This is a genomic window from Vibrio sp. Vb0667 (genome assembly GCF_033391095.1).
The window spans coordinates 1-1,607 of the sequence record NZ_JAWPOL010000131.1 but is presented as its reverse complement, the minus strand read 5'-3'; the positions used below and the strand labels follow the sequence as shown (position 1 = coordinate 1,607).

Here is a 1,607-nt window from a genome sequence, read left to right as displayed (position 1 = left end):
ACTCATTATTTGGTTTCCCAGATAACTTCATTACCCAAAGCATGGTGATTGTCGCTGCCATCGTTATGTACACGCTTTCGGCGCTAAGTGGCGTAAGCAAAGGCATCCAACTTGTGAGCCGTTACAACATCATCCTGTCGGTACTGCTGATCGGGTACATCCTGTTCTTTGGCCCAACGAGCTTTATTATTGATGGCTATGTGCAAGGCGTAGGCCGCATGGTGGATAACTTCTTCCCGATGGCGCTTTATCGCGGTGACACTGGCTGGTTAAGCTGGTGGACGGTGTTCTTCTGGGGTTGGTTTATTGGTTACGGGCCAATGATGGCAATCTTCATCGCGCGTATTTCGCGTGGCCGTACCATTCGCCAATTGATTTTGTCCATCAGTATTGCCGCGCCGCTGATCACCTGTTTTTGGTTCAGCATCGTGGGCGGTAGCGGTTTAGCATTCGAGCTCGCGAATCCGGGATTGATCTCTTCGGCGTTTGAAGGATTCAACCTCCCAGCCGTATTGCTTGCAATCACTGGTGAACTGCCATTTCCGATGATCATTTCGGTGCTGTTCTTGATTTTGACCACCACCTTCATCGTTACGACGGGTGACTCGATGACCTACACCATCAGTGTGGTAATGACGGGTTCTGCCGAGCCAAACGCAGTGATTCGCTCGTTTTGGGGATTGATGATGGGTGTTGTGGCTATCGCGCTGATTTCTATGGGTTCAGGCGGTATCACTGCGCTGCAATCCTTCATTGTGATCACCGCGGTTCCCGTATCTTTCATTTTGCTACCTAGCATTTTGAAAGCGCCGGGCATTGCCAATCAAATGGCGAAGGATCAAGGTTTGGTTTAAGTCTGGTTTAGATACCCAACCCCAGAAATGCAAAGAGCCCTTAATGGGGCTCTTTTTAATTCTGCTGTTTATCCCACGCTGTCTATGCGAATCATCACCGCGTCAGGTCGCCAGTATTCCAACTCGCAATCCATTAGCTCGCCATCTTGCTTGTAGTTCACGCGACAAATTTTCAGTACAGGTTGTCCTTCAGCCAGATTCAATGCTTTCGCCACATGTGCTGGTGCCGACGTTGGAATGACATCGAATCGAGAACGCATTGTCTCGTAGCCATATTTCTCACGATAAATGCCCGTCAGCGACATAGTCAGATTCTCTGCCAAAATACCATCGAACAAACTCGCTTTTAGAACGTTTTCAACAAACAGCACGGCTCGTCCATCAATACAACGCAAACGCTCAATGATGTGGATTGGCGTCATCTGCTCGATATCAAGCGCTTTTGCGTAATCCCCTGCCGCCATTTCACTGCGCACGCTGATCAATTGGGTGGCTGCAATCCGATGCTGCTCACGAATCATTTGATGAAAGTGGGAACGCGACAACGGGTTATAGCAGATGCGCTCAGGATACACGTACCAACCACGGCGTTCTTCTCGATAAATCAGTCCTTCGGTTTCCAACGAGACTAATGCATCTTTAATCGTGATTCTGGTGGTAGAAAACAGCTCACTTAACTCTCTTTCTGAAGGCAGTTTTTGCCCTTGAGAAACCACGCCAGAGTGAATTTGCTGTCTCAAGCTGGTTTTAATT

At 48.6% G+C, this 1,607-nt stretch carries 2 protein-coding genes; one reads left to right on the top strand and one right to left on the bottom strand.

The genetic code is table 11. The features are described from left to right. The coding region (locus tag R8269_RS23995; RefSeq protein WP_318222752.1) for a BCCT family transporter at positions 1-854 on the top strand (854 nt) is incomplete at its 5' end. A 68-nt stretch (positions 855-922) separates the two neighbouring features. On the opposite strand, the gene R8269_RS23990 is transcribed toward R8269_RS23995, so the two are convergent. Continuing rightward, positions 923-1,606, bottom strand: a complete 684-nt coding sequence (locus tag R8269_RS23990; RefSeq protein WP_318222751.1) for a UTRA domain-containing protein — start codon at positions 1,604-1,606, stop codon at positions 923-925. Position 1,607: the final 1 nt, after the last annotated feature.